The following is a 19,612-nucleotide window of genomic DNA, read 5'->3' as shown; positions in this document are numbered from 1 at the left end:
ATACCCAATAATAACGAATGAGCGCACTGCAAAAAATAAAGCTAAAATTAGAAGGTTTCTTACGAAAATACTATACCAACGAACTGATAAAAGGGGTTTTACTATTTATCGGTATCGGATTATTGTATTTTATATTGACGGTTTTATTGGAATATTTTATATGGTTCGGCACTACTGGTCGCCTTATTTTGTTTTGGCTTTTTATTGCTGTTGAAGTGTTTTTATTTCTAAAATTTATTGTGAGTCCGCTATCCTACCTATTTAAAATTAGAAAGGGTATAGATTATAAAAAAGCATCTGAGATTATTGGAAATCATTTCCCAACTGTAAATGATAAGTTGCTAAACATATTACAATTATCTGAAAACAGTGAAAAATCAGATTTACTTTTGGCTAGCATCGAACAGAAAAGCGAAAATCTGACTCCAATTCCCTTTCAACTTGCTATAAACTTTAAAAGCAGTTTAAAATATGTTTGGTATGCAATAATTCCATTATTTTTTATACTGATTGTTATATTTTTAGATAAAAGTAATTTATTTACAGATAGTTACAAACGTGTAATAGATTATAAAACAGCTTATGAACCACCAGCGCCATTTAGTTTTTTTATAATGAATGACTCACTTCAAGCCATAGAAGGACAAGCCTATACTTTACACGTAAACACTGCAGGAAATGTAATTCCAGAAAATGTACAAATAACAATAGATGGGAGTCCATTTTTAATGCAGCAAAAAGAGGTAGGTAAATTTGAATATGTATTTACCCAACCTAAAAAAAATATTGATTTTAAATTAGTAGCCAACGATGTTACTTCAATTCCTTATACCCTAGAAATAATACCAACGCCTTCCCTGCTTTCTTTTGAAATGTTTCTTGAGTATCCTAGGTATACTGGTAAAAAATCAGAAATTATTAAAAGTACTGGAAATGCTACTATTCCGGAAGGAACAACTATAAATTGGCAATTAAAAACAGCGAAGACAGATGCTGTTTCCTTGAAACTAAAAGATACTATTTTAAATTTTGAAAAGAAGTCTGATGCATTTTCATTGTCTAAAAAAATCTATTCGAATATTAATTATACCATAGCTACTAGCAATAAAAACCTAAAAGATTATGAAAAGTTAGGGTTCTCCCTTTCTGTAGTTAAAGATCAATATCCTGATATAAAAGTTACCGAGAAAATAGACAGTTTACGAACAAATAAAAAGATTTATATCGGACAAGTTTCTGATGATTATGGACTGCAAAAATTAACTGTAGCCTATTATCCTAGAGGAACAGATAGTATTAATAAAGTTGAAATTCCCATTAAAAAGGGAAGCTACGATAGGTTTGCCTATATATTTCCCGAAAATCTTCCTCTAAAAGAAGGTATAGATTATGAATTTTATTTTGAAGTAAGTGATAATGACGCCATTCATGGAGGTAAGAAATCTAAAAGCAATGTTTATGGGTACCGAAAATTAACAAAAAGTGCTTTAAAAGATGAGCAATTAAAGCAGCAACAAGAGAATATAAAGGAAATGGAAAAGTCTCTTGGCACTTTTGAAGAGCAAGAAAAGCAATTAGAAAAAATTTCTGAAACTAATAAGCAAAAGAGTCAGTTGAATTTTAATGATCAAAAGAAAATTGAAAACTATCTAGAAAGACAACAACAGCAAGATCAAATGATGAAGAAATTCCATGAAGATTTACAACAGAATCTTGAAGAGTTTCAGAAAGAAAATAAGGAAGAATCAGAATTCAATGAGCTGCTTAAAGAGCGTTTAGAACGTCAGAAAAAAGAACTCGGAAAGAACGAAAAGTTAATGAAGGAGTTAAAGGAAATCTCTGATAAAATAAACAAAGAAAAATTAGCAGAACGTTTAGAACAATTAGCAAAACAGCAGAAAAAAGACAGCAGAAGTTTGGAGCAGATTTTAGAATTAACCAAACGGTATTATACTTCGGCTAAAGCAGAGAAAATTAAAAATGATTTAGAAGAATTGGCTAAAAAACAAGAAGATCTATCAACAAAAAAAGGGAAAGAAAATACTGTTGAACAGCAAGAAAAACTAAATCAAGAATTCGAGAAAATCCAAGAAGATATTGAAGGTCTAGAAGAGCAAAATAAAGAATTGCAAAAACCTATGGACTTAGGAACGGATAAAGAATTAGAAGATGAAGTAAAATCTGAACAAGAGAAAGCTACTGAAAAATTACAGGAAAAGGAAGAGCAAGAGTCTAGCAGTGATAGTAAGGAAAGCGAAAGTAGTGAGTCGGAAAATGATGCGAAGAAAAAGCAAAAAAATGCGGCCAAAAAGATGGAAGAAATGGCTGAACAAATGCAAGCAATGATGCAAGCCGGCGGTGAAGAAAGTATGGAAGAGGATATGGAAATGCTCCGCCAAATATTGGATAACCTACTGGTATTTTCTTTTGATCAAGAAACGATAATGGAACGAATTCAAGCGTATGATGGACAGAGTTCAAACCTTTCGGTATATTTAAAAAAGCAAAATGAATTACGATCGGTATTTGAACATGTGGATGATAGTCTTTTTGCACTCTCATTAAGACAACCAAAACTGTCTGAAAAGATAAATGGAAACATTGAAGACATCTATTATAATATAGATAAAACGTTAGAACAATTTGCCGAAAATCAATATTATCAAGGAATTTCTCATCAGCAATATACACTTACTGCAACAAATGAGTTAGCAGATTTTTTAAGTGAAGTAGCAGATAATATGCAACAAAGTATGCAATCCGGAAAAGGAGGAAAAGGAGGAAAAGGAAATAAAAATTTTCAGCTACCAGATATTATTCAATCTCAAGAGCAGTTAAATAAACAAATGGAAGAAGGAATGAAGAAAGGAAAAGAGGGGGAAAATAAAGGTGAAGGAAGTAAAGAAGGCGGAGAAAATGGTGAGAAAGAAAACGGCGAACAGAAAAAAGGAGGCTTAGGAAATGAACAAATGTCTGGAGAACTCTTTGAAATATACAAGCAACAACAGCAATTGAGAAATGCTTTAGAACAGCAATTAAAGAATTTAAAAGGAGCTGGTGCACAAAATCAAGCAAAGGCATTAGCTAAACAAATGGAGCAAATTGAAAATGATTTACTAGAAAAAGGATTTAATAATGCAACGCAACAAAAAATGATGCAATTACAGCATCAATTGCTAAAAATGGAAGATGCATCGTTCCAACAAGGACAGAAAGAACAACGCGAAAGTAACACCAATAATAAAGAGTTTAAAAACCCGTCTACCAATAATTTACCTGAAATACAACAATATTTTAATGAAGTTGAAATATTAAACAGACAAGCCTTACCTTTGCGGCAAAATTACAAGCAAAAAGTAAACGCTTATTTTAAAGAAGATGATTAGTTTTAATTACGAGACCGAATTTAAGATTGAAAATGAAGATCGTTTTATAGATTGGATACAAGAAAGTATTACATCTGAAAACAAGGAAGTCGGTGAGATCAATTACATATTTTGTGACGATACATATCTACACAAAATAAATGTTGATTATTTAGATCACGATACGCTTACAGATATTATCAGTTTTGATTATTCTGATGCGCATACGATTTCTGGGGATATTTTTATTTCTATTGAAAGGGTTACAGAAAATGCCGACGAATATAATGTTGCTTTTGATACTGAATTAAAACGAGTAATGGCTCATGGTATTTTACATTACTGCGGATATAAAGACAAAAGCGAAGAGGACAGTAAATTAATGCGAGAAAAGGAAGAAGAAAAAATCGCATTATTTAAATAGACTACACGAAAGATTAGTGAAATAGCAAGGGTTTCCGAAGCAGTTTCACGTGGAACGAATCGAAAACCTAGTGGCGAGCCCACAGCGTTTTTAATTATAAAGTTTTATTGATTAGAGGGAAACCTCAAGTTATAAATCCCATTAATGGGAGGTAATATAATTTAGAAATTCATTATTTATGTTTGATAAAGAATATGATGTTATTGTTGTAGGTGGTGGACACGCAGGTTCTGAAGCAGCAGCTGCGGCAGCAAATATGGGATCCTCTACCCTGCTTATTACAATGAGCTTACAAAACATTGCACAAATGTCTTGTAATCCTGCAATGGGTGGAATTGCAAAAGGACAAATTGTTAGGGAAATTGATGCTATTGGAGGATATTCTGGAATTGTTTCAGATAGAACTGCCATTCAATTTAAGATGCTTAACAAATCTAAAGGTCCTGCAATGTGGTCTCCAAGAGTGCAAAGTGATCGAATGAGATTTGCTGAAGAATGGCGATTGATGTTGGAGCAAACTAAAAATCTTGATTTCTACCAAGAGATGGTTTCTGGTCTTATTATTGAAAATGGTAAGGTAAAAGGTGTAAAAACTTCTTTAGGAATTGAAGTAAGAAGTAAGTCTGTTGTACTTACAAATGGTACTTTTTTAAACGGACTCATTCATATTGGAGAAAAGAATTTTGGTGGAGGACGTGCAGGAGAAAGAGCAGCAACTGGAATTACTGAAGATTTAATTAATGTAGGTTTTGAAGCTGGAAGAATGAAGACAGGAACTCCTCCTCGTGTGGATGGAAGATCTTTAGATTTCAGTAAAATGACTGTCCAACCTGGAGATGAAAGACCCGAGAAATTCTCTTATTCAAACAAAACAAAACCACTAACAAAACAAAGAGATTGTCATATGTCTTACACCAGTAATGAAGTTCATGATTTACTGCGTGAAGGTTTTGATAGATCACCAATGTTTAATGGTAGAATTAAAAGTACAGGTCCAAGATATTGCCCTTCCATAGAAGATAAGATAAACCGTTTTGCAGATAAAGATAGACATCAATTATTTGTAGAACCAGAAGGATGGGATACAGTAGAATATTACATAAATGGATTCTCAACTTCATTACCAGAAGACGTACAATTTAAAGCTTTACGTTCTGTTGCTGGATTTGAAAATGTAAAATTCTTTAGACCAGGATATGCTATTGAATATGACTACTTCCCTCCTACACAATTAAAACATACATTAGAAACTAAGCTTGTAGATGGTTTATATTTTGCTGGACAAATTAATGGAACAACAGGATATGAAGAAGCAGCTTCTCAAGGATTAATGGCTGGAATAAATGCTAGTTTAAAAGTACAAGAAAGAGATGCTTTTATATTAAACAGAGATGAAGCTTACATAGGTGTTTTAATTGATGATTTGATTACAAAAGGAACAGAAGAACCTTACCGTATGTTTACTTCTCGAGCAGAATACAGAACTCTATTAAGACAAGATAATGCTGATTTAAGATTAACTCCTAAAAGTTTTGAGATAGGATTAGCATCAGAGGAGCAACTAAAACGTATGGAAAGAAAGCAGGATCTTTCTAATGCATTTGTGAACTTCTTTAAAGAAACAAGTGTTAAGCCTGAAGTTATAAATCCTATTTTACAGGAGGTAGATTCTTCTCCAATGAAACAATCTGATAAGATGTTTAAAATATTTGCAAGACCAAATATTACGTTGGATCTAATTAGAAAGGTTGAAGAAGTAGATACTTATATCAAGGAAAATGAATTGGATCAAGAAGTATTAGATCAAACAGAAATACAGGTAAAATATTCTGGTTATATAAATAAAGAAAAGAATAATGCAGCTAAATTAAATAGACTAGAAGATATCAAAATACCTGAAAATTTTGATTACAGTAAATTAAAATCTTTATCGTTTGAAGCTACAGAAAAATTAAAAAAGATAAGACCAAGAACACTTTCACAAGCTTCAAGAATTAGTGGGGTTTCTCCAAGTGATATTAGTGTATTATTAGTTTACATGGGGAGATAAATTCTAAGAAGATTTAAAATTATTTATAATAATTATTTTAAAGGGTTCCACGTGGAACCCTTTTTATTTTAATAAAATTACAGTCGACAATACATGCTAAAACAATAAATATTATCTTGCAGCTTTTAAATCTTTATGGAAAAAATAATTGACAATAGTATATATATTAAGGCAAAAGATCATCTTGTTACTCAAGAAGAATTTACGATTATTACAACAAATATAAATGGACTTTTAAAAACAACCCCTACTCCATCCTCTTCAGAAATTGGTAAGTATTATCAAAGTGAAAATTATATTTCTCATACAGATTCGAAGAAAACTTTTATTGATAAAATCTATCAAATAGTGAAATCATATTCGCTTAAAAAGAAATACGATTTACTGAAAAAAAATAATCCAGCAGCAAAAACAGTTTTAGATATTGGAAGCGGAACTGGCGATTTAATTTCATATTGTAAAAAAGGATTTGAGTGTTATGGTACAGAACCAAATTTACAAGCGAGAGAATTATCGATTAAAAAAGGAAATAAAGTAGTTGAAAAAATAGAAGATCTTTCATTAAAAAAATATGATATTATAATGATGTGGCATGTATTAGAACATGTACATGATCTAGATTATCAATTATCTTCCATTTACGAAATGCTAAATGAAAATGGAATTCTAATTATAGCTGTTCCAAATTACAATTCTTATGATGCAACATATTACAAAGAGGCTTGGGCTGCTTATGATGTTCCACGTCATTTGTGGCATTTTAATAAATCAGCAATGAAAACTGTTTTAAAAAATCAAAATATGTTTGTAGTAAAAATCTTACCTTTAATTTTTGATTCATTTTATGTAAGTATGCTTTCAGAAAAAATAAAGCGTGGAACATCAAATCTTATAAATTCTTTTTTTATTGGTCTAAAATCAAATTGGAAAGCAAAATCCTCTGGAGAGTATTCATCTTTAATATATATATCCAAAAAAGGTAGTAAAAACGATTTTAAAGCTATTTAAGAGCTTTTTATATCATGAATAGATATAGTTGTCGTAGATTTTATAAAACTGCTTTAAAATAAAAATAAAAAAGGTCTTATTTATAAGGTAAATCTATAAACAAAAAAATTACCATAATAATATCTTATACAAACAATCGATAGAGAAAAAAGTTAAAAATCCATTTACTTTCCTATTTTTGTTCGAAACAATATTTTATTACATAAAAATGAAAAAAATACTTTTAATCGCTGCTGTTGCTTTTGCAACTATATCTTGTCAACAAAATAAAATTGCATTTGTAGATAATGGGAAATTGATAAATGAGTATCAAGAGAAAATTGATATCGAAGCAAAATACAAAGGTCAGATTGAAACTTTTGATAAAAGAGCGGATAGTGTTGCTCAAGCTTTTCAAGCAGAAGCACAAGCTTTCCAGGCGCAAGCTGATAAATTAGCACAAAGTGTTGCTCAAGAAAAATACAGCGCTTTGATGCAAAAAAGACAAAGTGTTGCTCAACAACTTCAATTAGAAGAGCAAAAAATTTCTCAAGCGAGTCAAGTTGAAATTGATAGCTTAATTAATAAAGTTAGAGATTTTGTAAAAGGATATAGTAAAGATAAAGGATATACTTTTGTATTAGGAGCTAATGATGCTGGCAGTGTTTTATACGGAGAGGAATCAAAAGATATTACTGATGAAGTTTTAAAAGCATTAAACGACGAGTATAAAGCTAAATAATTAGTAACATTATACACAACAAAAAGTTAAGGCGCTTCTATGAAGCGTCTTTTTTTGTATCTTCAATTGACTGCTTAAACATTTGATTATATCTGTTTAAGTTGAAACTAGATTAACCAAGAAAATTATAGTTGAGAAAATTTATAAAAATCAGTTTACTAATAATAGGAATTCTAGCTGTTGCAGTTATTATTGGAAACTATATGTTGGGTAATTTTATAGAGAAGAAATTAATAGAAAACGATTCTGATTATTCTATAAAAGTTAGAAACGTTGATGTTAGTTTATTAAGCAGATCTGTATCCTTCGATTCTATAAAAATATTTTCAAAGGGAAGTGATTTCGGTACCATAAAAAAAGTTACTGTTTCTAACATTTCCCCTATGCTCCTATTCAATAAAAAAAATATAAACATAGGTAAGGTTGCTGTTAATAAAGGTGATTTTAATCTGAATAAGAAAAAATTAAAAGATAGCACAAAACAAAAAAAGCAACTACGATTTACGATTGATGAAATAGAAATAGATAGCACTAACATTAGCTATAAATCTGCTACGGATAAAAAACCTATTACTACTTCTAATATAAATGTCAAGTTTAAAAATCTAACGGTAGACACTTCAGCAGAAGAAAAACCTTTTAATTATGATGATTTAAAAATAGCTTTTGATAAACTGACACTTCCAATTAATAGTTATCAAGATTTTGAAATAAATAAAGCTGTAGTTGACGAAAAAAATATAAATACTGGAACTGTAGCTATTAAAACGCTTTATACAAAGGAAGAACTTCAGAAACAAGTAAGCGTACAAACAGATTGGATAGATTTAGTAGTTGATTCTTTAGTTGTTAACAACTACAAAAGAAATACAAATGAAAACTCCTATGCAGCAGAAAATATTAAAATAATAAATGCTGATTTAAAAGTTTATAAAGATAAATTACTTCCAGAACCAAAAAAATATAAACCACTTTACAGCAAAGCATTGAGAGAATTACCTTTTGATTTAATTGTAGATAGTATAACGATTGAAGAGTCTAGAATTGAATACCAAGAAAGGGTAAAAAATTATGATGAACCTGGAAGCATTGTATTTACGAATGTGAATAGTAAAATAAAAAATGTAAATACCATAGAAGGAAATGGAAGTACTTTTATAGATATAACTTCTAAATTTATGGGAGATGCAGATTTTCATTTACAATGGAAATTTGATATTAACAACACAGCAGATTACTTTACACTACACGGTAATATGAAACATTTAAATGCTGAAAAAATAAATGATTTTATAGAGCCGAATATGAATGTAACTACAAAGGGAGCTATTACAAGTATTGTTTTTGATATTGGTGCAAATGAAAATGTTGCAACAGGAACATTCAACTTAAAATATGATGATTTTAAAGTAACCATCTTACGTAAGAATGAAAAGATTGTAAATAAATTCTTTACAGGAATTGCTAATCTTTTTGTTGGAAATTCAAAGAAAGAAAACACAAAAGTACCAATTGAAGTAAAACGTAATAAACAAAAATCATTCTTTAATTACTTCTGGCTTTGCGTAAAAGAAGGAACAATCCAGTCTATATTGAAGTAAGTAAATAAAGGCAAAAAACTACAGGAATAATATAAACTGTAATCTTCATAGCGCCATCAAAATCTTTAGCTATTCTTTGTCCTATTAAAAAAATAAACAATACAATTAAAGATAATATACAGCTTAAGATTGCAATAAAATAATGATCTGAGAATAAAAAATAGATTCCTAACAAAGCGAAAATTCCAGCTACAAATTCCAAAATAGTAATAACTAAAAGTGTGAATGGCAACAAAGGAACGACGGAAGTTTTAGCAAAATGACTTCTTAAAAATGTTAGATTACCATTCCAATCAGAGATTTTATCCCAAAAACTAAATAAAAAAGTAATCGCAATAAAGAGTAATAGTCCTATAATTGGTAAAAGGGTAAAATAAGCGTCCATACTAACGATTTCTAATATCTTCGATAACATTCTCTATCTTTTGTTTTTCGTCCGGGAAAAAGCCTTGTAATGATAAAACAAAGCCAAATAGAATGAGAATTAAACTAATTACTCTTTTAATTTTAAAAATACGTTTTGGTGTTAGCTTATTACGTAATTGTTTTGCTAATAATATTTTAATACAATCTACTATTAAATATGTAATAAGTATCGTACTGATAAATACAAAAATTCGATCATCATTCATTTCTAACTTAGGACCAAAAATTATAATGATTCCTAGCCAAAAACCAAGTACTCCAACATTGATAAAATTAAGCAGAAAACCTTTAAGAAAAAGTTTGAAATAATTACGTTTTACAACCACTTGATTGATTGCATTACGGATATCTTTTTTATAATCGCTTTTACATTTTATAAAAGAAATAACTCCGTAGGTTATTAATAAAATTCCGCCGAAAATAAATAAAGATGGATCGTCCTTAATTTTATGCAGAATTTTATTGGTACTGTAATAAGCAATTAAAATAAAAGTTATATCACCCAATACAACTCCTAAGTCAAAACTTATAGCAGCTCTAAATCCTTTAATTGCACTGGTTTCTAATAAAACAAAAAACACCGGACCAATTGTAAATGCCAAAAGGATTCCGAGCGGTATTGCTTTAAAAACATCTTCTATCATTAAAAATAAATTAAAAAACTCCAGCTAGAAACTGGAAGTAATTAACTACCTAAATTTTTTAAAAAATAAGGTATCGAATAACAGTTAAATTAAGAATTGGTTGCTAAGGGTAAAATTATAATGTAAAAATAAAAAATCATCATAACTTATTAGCAATTATGATGATTTTAAATACTATTTATATTGGTAATTACTTATTCTTCATTGATGGTACCACCAACAAAAGTTTGTTTTTCTATTACTTTAGGTTTCCCAGAAACGTTTATAGTTCCTCCTACTTTAACTTTAGCATCTACAAATTGTGTAGCGTGCACGTCTGCAATACCACCAGCTTTTACATCTACATCTGTTTGTTCGGAAATTAATTCTGAACCTTCAAATCTACCTCCAGTATTAACATCTACTTCCTGATTTTTTGCAACACCAGTTAAAGTAATAACACCACCAGTAACGGCTTTAGATCTTAAACGATCTACTTTTATATCTCCTTCAATCTTAGCACCTTCTTGAGCTCTAAGTTCTAAATCTATCTGTTCGATATTATCTTTTACTGTTACAAAAGCATTTTCATTAACGTCAATTACATCAATTAAATCTTTTGCATAAAGAACAACAAAAGTTTTATAACCATTAAAGACTTCGTTAATATTCATACGGACTTTTAACTTACCGTTTTTATTAACAAAAATTACTTCTGAGGAATTTTTACCCGAAATAACGGCTTTGTTTTTATCACCTTTTTTAATAGTTATCGACAAACCATCATAAGCTTTAACTTCGTGAAAGTCTCCAAGCTCTTTAGTAACATTATCTTGAGAAAATACTAATGAGGTTAAAAATAAAACACTTACTAAAATTATATTTTTCATAATTAATTTTTAATTCCACTTATTTGTTATAATCAAATCCCAATGAACAATAGCTATTGGGACTTAATTTAGTTTTATAAAGATAACCTACTATTAACTGGAATATGAAATTTAAAATGATAAAAAATGTTAATAGCAGATGGAATTAATTAACTATTAATTTTCTTACCTGTAAGTTCGAAATCTAAATGTCTTTTTACAAGATCTGTATTTTTCAATTTAACGAAAACTTCATCCCCTAATTGATACATATTCTTGGTACGTTCCCCTACTAAAGCGTATTGCTTTTCATCAAAAACATAATAATCGTCTTTAATATCTCTTGTACGGATCATACCCTCACATTTATTATCGATAAGTTCTACATAGATTCCCCATTCTGTAACTCCAGAAATAACACCTATAAACTCTTCGTCATAACGACCTTCCATAAATTTAATCTGCATGTATTTAATAGAATCTCGTTCGGCGCTAGTTGCAAGGTATTCCATACTCGAAGAATGTTTACATTTCTCCTCATAAGTTTCTGCATTTACAGAAGCACCGCCATCTAAATAATGCTGTAATAAACGATGCACCATAACATCTGGATACCTACGAATAGGCGATGTAAAGTGTGTATAATAATCGAAAGCTAAACCATAATGTCCAATATTATCGGTTGTATAAACAGCTTTACTCATTGTTCTAATAGTAAGCGTATCTACCAAATTCTGTTCTTTGGTACCCTGCACTTTTTCTAATAAACTATTTAAAGAGCTTGTAACAGCCTTTTTAGTTTTCATATCTATACTATATCCAAACTTAGAAATAACTCCTTGTAAAGTCATTAATTTCTCTTCATCTGGCTCATCATGTACACGGTAAACAAATGTTTTTTTCTGCTTTCCAATATATTCAGCAACTTTTCTGTTGGCAAGTAACATAAACTCTTCAATAAGTTTATTAGCATCTTTTGTAGTTTTAAAGTAAACTCCAATTGGTTCACTTTCATCATTAAGTTCAAACTTAACCTCTACTTTATCAAAAGAAATAGCACCAGCAGAAAGACGTCGAGAACGCATCAGTTTGGCCATATTATCTAATGTAATAATAGCATCAGAAATATGCTGTTCTACTTCATAAGTTTCTCCAGTAAGAGAAATATCAGCAGGAACAATATTGTTTTGATTTTCTATCATTACTTGTGCCTCTTCATATGCAAAACGCCTATCAGAATAGGTTACAGTTCTTCCAAACCATTTATCTAAAACTTTAGCATCTTTACTCATTTTAAAAACTGCAGAAAAGGTAAGTTTCTCTTCATTAGGTCTTAAAGAACAAGCATTATTAGATAAAACCTCAGGAAGCATTGGCACTACTCGATCCACTAAATATACAGAAGTAGCTCGTTTATAAGCTTCTTCTTCTAAAACAGAATTCAAATCGATATAATGAGAAACATCAGCAATATGGATCCCTATTTCATAATTTCCATCTTCTAAAATTCTAAAAGATAAGGCATCATCAAAATCTTTGGCATCTTTAGGATCTATTGTAAAAGTAGGAACATCACGCATATCTCTACGCTTAGAAATTTCCTCTTTTGTAATAGAAGTATCTAACTTATTAGCATAATGTTCTACTTCTTCCGGAAAAGTATAAGGCAATCCATATTCTGCAAGAATAGCATGAATCTCAGTATCATGTTCACCTGGTTTACCTAAAACTTGTACAATTTTCCCGTTTGGAGAATCTGTATCTTTAGGCCAATCTTCAATTTCTACAATAACTTTATCACCATCTTCTGCTCCTCCAATTTTATTTTTAGGAACAAAAATATCGGTATACATTTTAAAATCTGTAGGTTTTACAAATGCAAAACTTTTCTGTAATTGAACGATTCCTACAAAAGTAGTTTTCTTACGTTCTATTACTTTAGTAATTTCCCCTTCCATCTTTTTACCACTTCTTCTACGTGGAAAAACATAAACTTCTACAACATCGCCATGAAGGGCTTTGTTTAATAGATTAAAGGGTACAAAAACATCAGAATCTAAATCGTCTGTTATAACATAGGCGTTATTCCTTCCAGTCATGTCTACCACACCTTCGTGATAGTTTTGAGAAGGTAATGCTTTATATTTTCCTCTTTCTACTTCTTCAATTCTTTTTTTATCTTTTAACTGCCCTAGTTTTTTAATCAATAAGTTTCTGCCTTCGGTATCTTTAATATCCAATTTTGCAGCTATTTGTTTATAGTTAAAACTCTGATCTCTATTACTTTCTAGTACAGTAAAGATCCCTTTTGTAAGCTCATTTTTTTTATGCTTTAGGGCTCTTTTTTTCTTTTTCGTCATAAATATTAATTCTTCAAGTAAAGTACAAATTATTATAGTAGTACTCTAATTAATTTTAAAAGTTAAAGTTTTATTAAATATTGTGTAACAATACTACTTTTGCGTCGTCTATATAAATAGTAATCATTCTGTTAAACATTGAAAAAATTTTATAAAATATTAATCTTCTTTATTCTTGTCTTCTTGGCAGGGATTTTGTCGTTTGCTGGTTACATCAATTATTCTTTGGAAAAAAAGGAACATTTGGAAACTGCAAGGACTATAAATGATACTCTAAATAAAGAAATTTTATAAAACTGATTACTGTTGTTAATAACGTGCTAGTTATTAATTTAAAAGTATTTCTAATACTAACTAAGCTACAAAATATTAATACACCTTTTGGGATATAAATTCTATATTTTAAAAGAAAATTTTACCTATATTTAAGTCAACTACTTCTATTGATGTATTTTAAATATTAAAATTAAATAATTTTATAATGTTTGGAATCATAGTAAGGCAAGGTTTAAAAAATCTATTAGCAAGTTAATTTTTATCAGAATGAAAAATTTTGTTTTAGTTGCTACATACACATATCCTCATGAATATCTTGTTCTTAAGTATTTACTTATAGATGAGGAGATACCTTTCTTTTTTGAAAATGAAACGATGATTGGTATTTCTCCCTTTTACTCTAATGCCCTCGGTGGAATTAAACTACGCGTTCATGTTGACTACGCAGACTACGTAAAAGAATTAATTAAAGAATTGGATACTCCAGATACAAACTTAAAAATAGTTTAATTAAGCGTCATCTTTTTTACTTTAAACTTTTTGTAAAAGTACAATCAATTTTTTTTTTCATTTTCAATATTCAGAAAAATAGATTCTCTTCTTTTTAAAAATAGAAAAACTTAAAATCAGTTTTAGTTATTAACTCTATTAACATATATATCTTTTTCTTTTTTATAAATTTTAAATTAAATGGTGACTATTATAGTGTGTTTATATGTAGCAAAACTTTATTGTAGTTTGTTAGTTGTCTTTAATTATCCCAACTTATAAAAAGCTATTAACAACTTATATTTTTATAAAGCATTGGAAAAGAACAAATTTTAAGATTTCGTTCACAGTTGTCAACAACTCAATTAACAGAGAATTTTTAATAAGTAGCACCCCAGTTTTATGTTAATAAGTGTTGATAAGTAGTTAATGAAATGTCAACTAAAAAATACATTTTCAACTTGCATAATTCAATTAATTTTACAAATTGAAACTACTTATCATATATGCAAATTTAGTTGATAGATTTCACCACATAAATATCAACAATTAGTATGTTTTTATAATTAACTGACTGTTATCTTATTATGAATTTAAGTTAACAACGGTGTTTATAATTATGAAAACTGTGGTCTTAGCAAGAATTTAAAATCAATTTATTTTTTAAAATAATGCCTAGCAGGCTTGCTGTGAGGTAGTTTACTATTTATTACCTTTGTTAATATAAAACGAAAAACATGAAAATAGCAATCGGTAACGATCACGCAGGGACTGACTATAAGTTTGCAGTTGCAAAATACTTAAAAGAAAAGAATATTGAAGTAGAAAACTTTGGTACAGACGAAGCTTCTAGTGTAGATTATCCAGATTTTGTACATCCTGTTGCAAAAGCGGTACATAATAAAGAAGTAGATTTCGGAATTCTTATCTGCGGAAGTGGAAATGGTGTTGCAATGACGGCAAATAAATACGCTGATGTTCGTGCAGGTTTATGCTGGACAAAAGAGATTGTAGCTTTAACAAGAGCACATAACAACGCTAATATTCTTTGTGTTCCTGCTCGTTTTACAGCAATACAACAAGTTATAGAAATGGTAGAAACTTTTTTAAATATTGAATTTGAAGGAGGAAGACATCAAAATAGAATTGATAAAATATCGCTACACTGTTAATAACATATAGAATTCTTTAATTCGATGAATATTGAATTAATTCGTTACTATTTATGTAGTAATATCCCGTTTTAAGATTTATTTTTCTACTGAGTTGTTGAAATAAGATAATTTCAGCAACTCAGCTATTTTACACTTCAAAAAAGGTTCAATTAACTATACTTATTTTTAAACCAAACCTTTTGCCATTCGCGTTTAAGCACTAAAAAGGTTACCTCTTCAGAAAGTTTAACGACATCACTTCCATCCAAAGATTTTATTTCATTTTCAGAAACATCGATTATGTATAAAAAATTCAAATAATCGGCAAAACGATCGTTTATAAGTATAAAAATGAGCTCGTGGAGATCTCTCTTTAATTTTTCAGGAGAAATAGAACTACCAAATTCTTCTTCTAAATTAGAAAGTTTTAAATCTTTATTTAGTTGAAAGATTAATTTATCATAAAGCTTTTCTTCAGAAGCTATTTCTAAAAGCTGATTACTATTTATAAAATCAAATTTCATTTCTTAACGCGTGCTTCATTCTGTTTTACAAATGCATCCCAACCAGAATAACTTTTGGTTGTAGCTATTTTTCCACTGTTATAAAAATGACAAACAGCAGCTGCCAATCCATCGGTAGCATCTAAGTTATCGGGTAATTTTTTTAAACTCAGTAAACTTTGTAACATTTTAGCTACCTGTTCTTTACTTGCATTTCCGCTTCCTGTAATTGCCATTTTAATTTTCTTTGGCGAATATTCTGTAATTGCAATTTGCCTGGATAATCCTGCCGCCATTGCTACTCCTTGTGCGCGACCTAATTTAAGCATCGATTGAACATTTTTACCAAAAAAAGGAGCTTCAATAGCAATTTCATCAGGATGATGTGCTTCTATAATTCCTATGGTATGTTCAAAAATTTTCTGAAGTTTTAAGTAATGATCAGTGTACTTTTTTAAAATCAATTCGTCTAATTGTATCAGTTCCATTTTTGGTCCTACACATTTAATAAGACCAAATCCCATAATTGTTGTTCCTGGGTCTATTCCTAATATAATACGTTCTTTTTTAGACAAGTTTTATGTTTTTAAATCCTAAAAGAGGATAATTTTAGTACGCCACAAAGCTAGTTATTATCTATGTAAACTATTCTACTTTTAAGATAATTGGGAGTTGTATTTTCATATTTACAGGAATGTTCCTTTTTAGCGCAGGATATACACGCGGTAGCGTTTCTACGGTATGTGCAATTAGCGTATCTATTTCTGGAATTTCTTTAGAAACTCTTTTATTTTTTTTAATCTGAAGTATAGTAACATTTCCTTCTTTACCAATAAGAAGTTGTACGTTTATAGTATCGTTTAGATTTTTGTGTGTAACTAAATGATTGTTGGTTAACGTAGCTAAAAAATGATTGGTAAAAGTCTCTTGGAAGCAAATACGTTGCGTATTTCTATCGTCTGTTTCGTCGCAATTTTCAAATAGCGGGTATTGATCGACATCGTTCCAATTTATACTCTGTCGTTCCCTTTTTATAATCTCTTCTTTCGCTTCTTTTTCTGAAGTAAAAAGCTCACAAGAAACCAATAATAAGCAAAAAAGAATTACCCCAAACTTCTGCATGAAAATACTTTAAAGCCGAAAATTACAATTTTTTTAGGGTAATTGGGAAAAAATGAAGCTTTAGCTGCTATTTTTATTAATTCGCAGTAAGGTGAATCTCTTCCTTTAATTCTGAAATTCGTTTTTTTGCATATTCACTATAGAATTTTTTGTTTGGAAATTTATCTATAAAATCTTCAAACAATTGAAGCCTATAACCCGCATCTTTGTAATATTTATCAGAATAAAAACAAACATTGTACAGCGTAAAATAATTTTTATCATCTTGAGCATAAGCCTTCTTATAGTAATCTATAGCTAGTTTTATATCTTTCTCATCTAATGCTATTTGTGCCAATGCTGTGTATTCATTATTAAAATTTATTTTTTGAATAGCGATTGCTGTTTTATAATTAATCTTAGCACTATCATATTCTTTTTCACGCCAATAAAGCTTCCCTAAACCACGATAACCATCGGGATCACCACTATCTATTTCAATTATTTTTTTATAACACTCAAAGGCTTCATCATACTTCCAAACAAATTGGTAACATTCGGCTAAATTTTTATAGATATATGTTTTGTGTTGATTTAATTCTATTAGTTTTTCGAAATAAGGAATAGCAGGTTCCTTTTCTCCATTATTAAAATAAGCCAATGCTTTAAGATTGTTTAAATCAATCGAATTTGGAGTTATTTTTAAACCAATATTAGCATATTTATGAACAGAATCTAATTGCCTTTGTATTAAATGGTGTTTCCCTATTTGATAGATATTTTTAATATTTGTGCTATCTAATTTATAGCTCTCTTTAAAGAAGCTAATAGCTTGAAAAGGCTTTCCTTCAATGTCTTCCAAGAGTCCGAGTTGGTATAAGTAAAAAGGATTTGGTTTGTCGGTTGTAAATAAACTATAATATACCATTTTAGCTTTTTTAAAAGCTGAAATTTTAAAATATAACTTCCCTAATTCGTTCTGTGCAACAAATAATGTAGAATCTAATTTTATTGTTTCTAGGTATTGCTTTTCTGCTTTATCATAATTTCCTAGTGCATTATAAGCTCTTGCAATTTGTAATTGAGATGCTATTGTAGGGGTTTTGGAATATAAATTTATTGCAGATGCATAATTTCCTTTTTTATATTCATTTTCTGCAGAAGCAAAAGTTGGAGCTTGTGCCCCAACTTTTATAAAGCTAAATAGTAAAATATAAATGATGTTTTTATGCATCTTTTATTTCAATTTAAATGCAATAGGATATGCAAATGTCACTGGGCGTGCAGTCCCTGATTCATCTTTTCCAGGAATAAGAGTTGGTAAAGATTCAATAATACGTCTTGCTTCCGCATCTAAAATTTCTGATGGTGCGCGTGAGTTTGTAACACTTACAGTTCCATCTATATTAATCCTAAATAATACAAATACTCTTCCTTGGATACCAGCTTCTTGTGCTTCTTGAGGATATTTAAATGTAGCTCTTACATGATTGTCTAATTTTTCTTTAAAGCAATCAAACTGTTGTTCATTAGAAACGCCATCACAATCTTTAAACATAGGTTTTACTGGAATTACAGTAAAAGGAATATCTTCGCCTTGTTCTATTTTACTTGCATCAAATTTACCAGAAGTGGTATAATCATTTTTTCGTGCTGTATGAGCCAATGAAAATATCTTCTTTTTTAGTTCTGGAGACAATTCTTCATCTGAACTTTCTATAGCTGCTTGTAATTCTTTAACTTGTTCTTCAATAGAAAGTTGTTTTTCTGTAACTACACTATCTTCTTCTTTTTCACAAGACGTATAAAAAAGCATACCTACAACTAATGGTATCATTAATAGATACTTGAGCTTCCATACTTTTTTAGATTTTGATTTTTGTAACATAACGATTCGTTTTTTGATTAATGAATGATTAAAAAATTGATTGATGAAGGAGATTCTTTCTGTTTTAAAAACTTCTTCTAATAACAGTTGATAATGCTCCTTTTTATTGTTCTTAACAGTTTTTGCATCGGCGATGAACTCGTGCAATTCGGTAATTCTAGCTTGGTAGATATAAATAAGTGGATTGAACCAAAATAATATTCGTAACACTTCAAAAAATAAAAGATCTAACGAATGTTTTTCCTTTATATGAACCAACTCATGCTCTATAATATGTTGATGTTGTTTCTTTAAAAGTGATTTACCTATAAATATATTTTTAAAGAATGAAAATGCAGTATCGTCTTTATTAACCGCTATACGGGTATAATTTTTATAATATCGGGTGTCGCCTTCCTTTTTAAGAAGATAGATTTGTATTAATTTATATAAAAACCATACTAAACTTAGTAAGCTTCCACAGATCAACATCCATTGCCAAAGATTCAAGGACGGTACAAGAGAAGATTCAACAACCGTTGTTGAATTATTATTTGGTGTAAGTACTATTTCAGGAAGTAAAAACACATAATTTTGAGGTACAGTGGTTTTAAAACTCTCTAATTGTATAAACGGTAAAACAATAGATAATGCCGGTGTTAGCAGTAAGTAAGCACGATTCCAGTTAAAAAATGTTTCTTTTTTCAGGAAGAAATCATAAATAACTAAAAACAACAATTGAAATGCGATGGTTTGGATAATGTAATTCATAATT

17 protein-coding genes are annotated in these 19,612 nt (G+C 29.5%); 8 read left to right on the top strand and 9 right to left on the bottom strand.

Annotation, left to right across the window (positions count from 1 at the left end; all coding sequences use genetic code 11):
- The first annotated feature begins 17 nt into the window (after window positions 1–17).
- The 6 genes from ACN0TY_RS03100 (at window position 18) to ACN0TY_RS03075 (ending at window position 9,169) form a co-directional block, all read left to right on the top strand.
- Window positions 18–3,386, top strand: a complete 3,369-nt coding sequence (locus ACN0TY_RS03100) for a DUF4175 family protein (protein ID WP_417443324.1) — start codon at window positions 18–20, stop codon at window positions 3,384–3,386.
- Window positions 3,379–3,789: an rRNA maturation RNase YbeY gene (gene ybeY / locus ACN0TY_RS03095; protein WP_417443323.1), complete on the top strand. Its 411-nt coding sequence runs from the start codon at window positions 3,379–3,381 to the stop codon at window positions 3,787–3,789. Before ACN0TY_RS03100 ends, ybeY begins: the two co-directional genes overlap by 8 nt.
- A gap of 178 nt (window positions 3,790–3,967) precedes the next feature.
- Window positions 3,968–5,839, top strand: a complete 1,872-nt coding sequence (gene mnmG / locus ACN0TY_RS03090) for a tRNA uridine-5-carboxymethylaminomethyl(34) synthesis enzyme MnmG (RefSeq protein WP_417443322.1) — start codon at window positions 3,968–3,970, stop codon at window positions 5,837–5,839.
- A gap of 135 nt (window positions 5,840–5,974) precedes the next feature.
- Entirely contained in the window at window positions 5,975–6,847 is an 873-nt protein-coding gene (locus tag ACN0TY_RS03085; protein WP_417443321.1) for a class I SAM-dependent methyltransferase, read from the top strand.
- A 208-nt stretch (window positions 6,848–7,055) separates the two neighbouring features.
- Window positions 7,056–7,568 (top strand): OmpH family outer membrane protein, encoded by a 513-nt coding sequence (locus tag ACN0TY_RS03080; RefSeq protein WP_236957577.1) that lies wholly within the window; start codon window positions 7,056–7,058, stop codon window positions 7,566–7,568.
- 131 nt (window positions 7,569–7,699) lie between these two features.
- Window positions 7,700–9,169 (top strand): hypothetical protein, encoded by a 1,470-nt coding sequence (locus tag ACN0TY_RS03075; RefSeq protein WP_417443320.1) that lies wholly within the window; start codon window positions 7,700–7,702, stop codon window positions 9,167–9,169.
- On the opposite strand, the gene ACN0TY_RS03070 is transcribed toward ACN0TY_RS03075, so the two are convergent.
- The 4 genes from ACN0TY_RS03070 to rnr form a co-directional block, all read right to left on the bottom strand.
- Window positions 9,156–9,584: a DoxX family protein gene (locus tag ACN0TY_RS03070; protein WP_417443319.1), complete on the bottom strand. Its 429-nt coding sequence runs from the start codon at window positions 9,582–9,584 to the stop codon at window positions 9,156–9,158. The genes ACN0TY_RS03075 and ACN0TY_RS03070 overlap by 14 nt on opposite strands.
- Entirely contained in the window at window positions 9,556–10,239 is a 684-nt protein-coding gene (locus tag ACN0TY_RS03065; RefSeq protein WP_236957574.1) for a LysE family translocator, read from the bottom strand. Before ACN0TY_RS03065 ends, ACN0TY_RS03070 begins: the two co-directional genes overlap by 29 nt.
- A gap of 194 nt (window positions 10,240–10,433) precedes the next feature.
- The gene (locus tag ACN0TY_RS03060; RefSeq protein ID WP_417443318.1) at window positions 10,434–11,108 is read right to left on the bottom strand and encodes a head GIN domain-containing protein; all 675 of its coding nucleotides are present in this window, start codon (window positions 11,106–11,108) and stop codon (window positions 10,434–10,436) included.
- 149 nt (window positions 11,109–11,257) lie between these two features.
- Window positions 11,258–13,447, bottom strand: coding sequence for a ribonuclease R (gene rnr, locus ACN0TY_RS03055; protein ID WP_417443317.1), 2,190 nt, complete (start codon window positions 13,445–13,447; stop codon window positions 11,258–11,260).
- A 543-nt stretch (window positions 13,448–13,990) separates the two neighbouring features.
- Between rnr and ACN0TY_RS03050 the strand changes: the two genes are divergently transcribed.
- Together ACN0TY_RS03050 and rpiB are read left to right on the top strand one after the other, a co-directional pair.
- Window positions 13,991–14,233, top strand: coding sequence for a DUF2007 domain-containing protein (locus ACN0TY_RS03050; protein WP_236957571.1), 243 nt, complete (start codon window positions 13,991–13,993; stop codon window positions 14,231–14,233).
- A 716-nt stretch (window positions 14,234–14,949) separates the two neighbouring features.
- The gene (gene rpiB, locus ACN0TY_RS03045; RefSeq protein WP_417443316.1) at window positions 14,950–15,384 is read left to right on the top strand and encodes a ribose 5-phosphate isomerase B; all 435 of its coding nucleotides are present in this window, start codon (window positions 14,950–14,952) and stop codon (window positions 15,382–15,384) included.
- Between the two features lie 152 nt (window positions 15,385–15,536).
- Here the strand turns inward: rpiB and ACN0TY_RS03040 are convergent, their stop codons facing one another.
- The 5 genes from ACN0TY_RS03040 to ACN0TY_RS03020 form a co-directional block, all read right to left on the bottom strand.
- Complete coding sequence (locus tag ACN0TY_RS03040; protein ID WP_236957569.1) at window positions 15,537–15,890, bottom strand: hypothetical protein; 354 nt, start codon at window positions 15,888–15,890, stop codon at window positions 15,537–15,539.
- A complete protein-coding gene (ruvC, locus tag ACN0TY_RS03035) occupies window positions 15,887–16,444 on the bottom strand; it encodes a crossover junction endodeoxyribonuclease RuvC (RefSeq protein WP_417443315.1) in 558 nt (185 codons plus the stop codon). Before ruvC ends, ACN0TY_RS03040 begins: the two co-directional genes overlap by 4 nt.
- Before the next feature lie 70 nt (window positions 16,445–16,514).
- A complete protein-coding gene (locus ACN0TY_RS03030; protein ID WP_236957568.1) occupies window positions 16,515–16,991 on the bottom strand; it encodes a hypothetical protein in 477 nt (158 codons plus the stop codon).
- Window positions 16,992–17,067: 76 nt separating this feature from the next.
- Window positions 17,068–18,204 carry a tetratricopeptide repeat protein gene (locus ACN0TY_RS03025; protein ID WP_417443314.1) on the bottom strand — a complete coding sequence of 379 codons (1,137 nt, stop codon included), beginning with the start codon at window positions 18,202–18,204 and terminating at the stop codon, window positions 17,068–17,070.
- A 3-nt stretch (window positions 18,205–18,207) separates the two neighbouring features.
- Window positions 18,208–19,608, bottom strand: a complete 1,401-nt coding sequence (locus tag ACN0TY_RS03020; RefSeq protein ID WP_417443313.1) for a TonB family protein — start codon at window positions 19,606–19,608, stop codon at window positions 18,208–18,210.
- Window positions 19,609–19,612: the final 4 nt, after the last annotated feature.

Source organism: Joostella sp. (assembly GCF_048266025.1).
Classification (GTDB): domain Bacteria; phylum Bacteroidota; class Bacteroidia; order Flavobacteriales; family Flavobacteriaceae; genus Galbibacter; species Galbibacter atrarenae.
This window is presented reverse-complemented; position numbering and strand designations above follow the sequence as displayed.